4 protein-coding genes and 1 pseudogene are annotated in these 4640 nt (G+C 71.1%); 4 read left to right on the top strand and 1 reads right to left on the bottom strand.

The window, feature by feature from the left end; translation table 11 throughout:
* Positions 1–189: pseudogene (locus ACTUAL_RS08850) on the bottom strand (hypothetical protein); the annotation flags it as partial.
* A gap of 848 nt (positions 190–1037) precedes the next feature.
* Between ACTUAL_RS08850 and ACTUAL_RS08845 the strand changes: the two are divergent.
* The 4 genes from ACTUAL_RS08845 to ACTUAL_RS08830 all read left to right on the top strand — a co-directional run.
* Complete coding sequence (locus ACTUAL_RS08845; RefSeq protein WP_440899909.1) at positions 1038–1232, top strand: hypothetical protein; 195 nt, start codon at positions 1038–1040, stop codon at positions 1230–1232.
* A gap of 1032 nt (positions 1233–2264) precedes the next feature.
* Positions 2265–3497 (top strand): type III PLP-dependent enzyme, encoded by a 1233-nt coding sequence (locus ACTUAL_RS08840; RefSeq protein ID WP_440899908.1) that lies wholly within the window; start codon positions 2265–2267, stop codon positions 3495–3497.
* A complete protein-coding gene (locus ACTUAL_RS08835; protein WP_177154314.1) occupies positions 3478–3738 on the top strand; it encodes a phosphopantetheine-binding protein in 261 nt (86 codons plus the stop codon). Before ACTUAL_RS08840 ends, ACTUAL_RS08835 begins: the two co-directional genes overlap by 20 nt.
* Positions 3735–4640: acyl-CoA dehydrogenase family protein (locus ACTUAL_RS08830; protein WP_440899907.1), on the top strand; the 906-nt coding region annotated here is incomplete at its 3' end. The genes ACTUAL_RS08835 and ACTUAL_RS08830, both read left to right, overlap by 4 nt.

Raw genomic sequence — 4640 nt, 5'->3', positions numbered from 1 at the left:
GTTGAGCCTGCTGCGCATGGCCTGGCGCGACCGCGACCTGCTGCTCGGCTGACCACGCTCAGCGGCACGGACATCGCCCCACAGCAGGACGTGCAGCCGGGAGGTCGGGTTCCAACCGCGCGCGAGCACCGGGGCGGCCAGCTCCCGCGTCCGCTCCAGCAGCACCGCCGGGTCCGCGCCTTCCGGCATGAGCCACACCGGCCCCAACCGGGTAGGTCTCCACCAGCTCCGCCGCCCCGTCCAGGTCGCCTGGGTGCTGGACGACGAACTTCCACGACGCCTTGTCCGTCATCGCCAACGCGCGCAGCGCCGCCGGGCGGATACGGCGGTGCACCGGCATCTTCGCGTTTCCCAGCTTGGCCGAGACGGTGAAGCGGGTGACCGCGTCCACCAGGGCTGCGGTGGGGGCGATGGCGCCGGAGGTCTCCACCTCGACACCGCCGGTGACCACCAGCAGATCAGCCGGTTGCCGGGCCAACCAGGAAAGGGGACCTCGGCCGTGTCAAGTAGACGACGCTCTTGGTGCGGCGGGTGCCGGTCGCGGTCCCAGGTCTGCGGGGTGTCGCACCACGCGCAGGTCAGGTGGCAGCCATGCAGGCGCAGGAAGTTCGCCACCCGCCCCTGGCTGATGCCCTCCCCCTGGAAGGTCGGGCCGAACAGCTCGTTGACCGCCAACTCCATCAGGACCACACCGGTTCGCACACGGTGGTGTTCGAACGGGTCTCCCGGACCTCGACCCGCGTCACCCGCGCGCCTCCGGCCCTGGGAAGCCCGTCCACAACCGCGGTCGCGGCTCGTGCCAGTGCCACCCCGGCGGTGGCCGACGAGGCCGGGGACGCCGCACGCTCACCGTCGTCCCGCTCGGCGCGCCAACCAGCGAGGCCGCTGAGGACCTCCCGCACGCCATCCGCGACCTGCCCGACCTCGACGGCGCGCGGCTGTCCGCCACCGGTTCCACTGCGCTCGACAGCGACGTCTCGGAGCGGCTCGCCGACGCCCTCGTGCCGTGCTGGCGGTGGTGGTGAGGGCTAGTGCTCATGCTGATAACACTGTTCCTCCGCAGCGTTTTGGTGCCGCTCAAGGCGGCCCTGGGCTTCCTGCTGTCGATCGCCGCCTCGTTCGGCGCGCTGGTCGCGGTGTCCCAGAACGGTCACCTCACCAGCCTGATCAGCCTGTTCGCCGGGTTCGCGCTGGTGTTCGGGCGGCGGTGGGCGCGTTCGTGGTGCGGATGACGACCGCGCCCGCCGAAGCGCGATTAACGCTGACCGCTGTTGTCCGGGTGTTTTCGCACGGCTGCGCGCTGCGCCACTTCCGTTCCGACTGGTGACCCCTCCGGCCCCGTATAACAGGCGGCCACTGAGTTCGCAACCACAGTGACGTTTTTCGGCCTGAACGCCGAAGCGCCCGAACGCCGGACGCTGCGGTTCCGGTGCGGGACGCACCTCGGCCGCACAGCCTTGGCCAGCTCCCGGTGAAATTTTTCGAAAACCTCAGACTCGTGTTCAAAACGATTTTTTCGCACCGGATCCGAACGGACAGGAGTGGCACGGCGGATGGGGAACATTCGGAATGAATCGGACACCGCACAGTTGTTCCAAGAAAACTGGGATTGCCGTGTACCCGTCATCGGGGTCGGCATTCCTCGGGGTTTTCCAGCCGAGCCGAGCTCCACAGGTTCCCGGTGCACACTTCCGGAGTCCCCTGTTCGGGGCGCTGCGGCGCGGCCCGCCCCACCGAGGTGTCACCCCCTGGTGACGGCACGAATTCCATGTCACGTGTCCCGCCAACGGACCCACTTGGAAACCCATCTGTTTTTCCAATCTGCACAAGCTTTTCAGGCTTCGCCTCGCCCATCGGGTTCGTTTTACCGCAGCCTTGCCGCGTTCGGGAACGAGTGTCATTACAGGTCCTGCTGACGCCCCCTCGGAAAGCCGTAGCCCGCTGCCGGGAACTGGGTTCGGCCTGCTGTCGCCGCCTTCCCGGTGACCTTCTTCCCTGATAGCGTCCCGGTCTCGGCGAGTCGACTCGCATGTACCGCAGGAAGTCGTCCGGATTTCGACTCGGCCGTGACGGCGCCACCACCGGGGAGGACTGCGTGGGATCTCGTCCGTTCGAGGCGATGGCGTTGTGATCACCCCGGTGGCGGTGGGGGAACACCACCACCCGATTGCGCGGGGCAGTGCCGAACACCTGGGGAGCATCGTGGAGCAAGATCAGCGCAAGCGCGCCCGCACGCGGTGCGGGCGGATGCCCGGAGCGGTGTCGTGACCTCTCTCCAGGACATCGCCGACAGGTACGGCACGCCCGCCTACGTCTACCGGTTGGACGACGTCGAACGGGCCGCGGCGGAACTGGTGGGGCAGCTCCCGCAGCCGTCCTCCCTGTGCTTCTCGCTGAAGGCCAACCCGCACCCGGACGTCGTGGCCGCAGCGCGCGTCGCGGGCTGTCGCGCCGAGGTGAGCTCGACCGGCGACCTGCGCACCGCTCTCGACGCGGGGTTCGTCGCGGCCGACTGCCTGCTCACCGGCCCTGGGCGGAGCGACGCCGAGACGGAGGCCGCGCTGGTGGCGGGTGTCGGCCTGCACTCGGTCGAGTCCCCGCACCAGCTGCGCCAGCTTGAGCGCTCGGAAGCCGCGACCGGGCGCTCCCCTCGGGCGCTGCTGCGCCTCAACCTGCCGACACCCGTGCGCGGCGGGCTGCGCATGACGGGCAAGCCGTCGCAGTTCGGCCTGGATCCTGCCGGCCTCGCTCTGGTCGAGCGCTCGTTGTCGGAACTCCGCCACGTCGAAGTCGTCGGCGTGCACGTCTTCTCCGCCACCAACGCGCCGGACGAGGAGTCCCTGCTCGCCGCGATGGGGGCAGGCATCGATGCCGGAGCACGGCTCAGGGACTCGATCGACCTGCGCTTCCTGGACCTCGGCGGCGGGTTCGCCGCGCCCTTCGCCGCGCCGGGCGCCGCGCCCACCTACCCGGAACTCGCCCCGCGCCTGGAAGAACTGCTCGACGCGAGCCTGCCCGGCTGGCGGGACGGCGGTCCCGAGGTGCTGTTCGAATCGGGGCGGTACCTCACCGCGCGGAGCGGCACGCTCCTGTGCAGGGTCCTGGACGTCAAGGAGTCCTTCGGCCGCACGTTCGTGGTGCTGGACACCGGTGTGCACCACCTCGGGGGCCGGGCGGCCACCGGGCGCGTGCTCGCAGCTCGGTCGCAACCGCTCCTCGGCGACGGTGAAGCGCTCCTGGTCGACCTCGTCGGACCGCTCTGCACCCCGGCCGACGTGCTCGGTCGCGATGTGGCGCTGACCGGTGCGGAGCCGGGCGGGCTCGTGGCGCTCCCCAACGTCGGGGCCTACGGCCTGACCACCGGCCTGCTCGGTTTCCTCGGGCACCGGCCGCCCGTGGAGGTCGCCCTGCACGGCGACCGGGTCGTCAGCGCCACCCGCGTCCTGCTGCACCGCACCACCGTCGAGGAGGACACCCGTGTCACCGCAGTGGAATGACAGCTACGAGCAGCTGCTGCGCCGGTACCTGCCGCTGCTGGCGGCGGGCGTGGAGCTCCGGCCGGACGCGAGCATGACCGCGCTGGGGCTCGACTCGATGGAGACCATCAGGCTGCTGATCGAGGTCGAGGACGTCTTCGGCGTGAGCGTGCCCGACGAGTTGCTCACCGCGGAGATGTTCGCCACTCCCGGTGCGCTGTGGCAGGTCGTGGCGGAGCTGAGCGCGCAGGAGAACAGGTGAGGCACTCCTCCGGGACTTCCCGGTTCCTGGCCGCGGCGGAGGAAGTGGTCCCGCTGCTGGCCCGCCACGCCGCCGAGGTCGACGCCGAACCCCGCTTCCCGACCGAGGCGCTCGCCGCGTTGCGCGCCACCGGGCTCATGGGCCTCATGGTCCCCGAGGAGCACGGGGGCCTCGGGGGGACGGTCCTCGACCTGGTCGACGTCGCCGAACGGCTCGCCGCGGGGTGCACGTCCTCCGCGCTGGCGTGGGCCATGCACTGCCAGCAGGTCGACGCGATCGCCCACTACGCCCCGCAGCGGCTCGCGTCCGAACTCCTGCCTCGGCTCGCCGCGGGGGAGCTGTACCTGGCCTCGGTCACCACCGAGGAGGACAAGGGGGGCCACCTGCTGACCTCGCGCGCTCCGCTGCGCGAGCGGGAAGGCGTGCTCGTGCTCGACCGGTACGCACCCGTGGTCACCGGCGGGCGGCACGCCGACGGATTCCTGATCACCATGCGCGCGGACGAGACCGCCCTGGAACGCGACGTGCGCGCCGTGTTCGCCTATCGGCACGAGCTGGACGTCGAGGTCGACGGGGACTGGGACACCCTGGGCATGCGCGGCACCGACAGCGTGCCGCTGCGCCTGAGGGGCGAGTTGCGCGCGGACCGAGTGCTGGTCGCGGACGGTGGCTGGTCGGAGATCGCCCTGCGCAGCCTCATCCCGGTGGGGCACCTCGGTTGGGCCGCCACGTGGCTCGGCGCCGCCCGCGCCGCGCTGTCCGACTTCCTCGGCGCGGTGCGCTCCCCCAGGCGGCCGAGGTCGGTGGACGTGACCTCGCCCCTGGTCGCCGAGCGGATAGCCAGGGTGCGGACCTGCCTCGAACTCGCCAGCGCCTACCTGCACCGGGCGGCGGAGGAGGTG

It is taken from the genome of Actinosynnema sp. (assembly GCF_052038725.1).
Note: the sequence above shows the minus strand (reverse complement) of the source record. Positions and strands in the feature narration are given on the sequence as shown.

Excerpts from the sequence above, each read along its gene's own strand:
- ACTUAL_RS08845 (WP_440899909.1), top strand. The coding sequence starts at position 1,038 with ATGCTGATAACACTGTTCCTCCGCAGCGTTTTGGTGCCGCTCAAGGCG.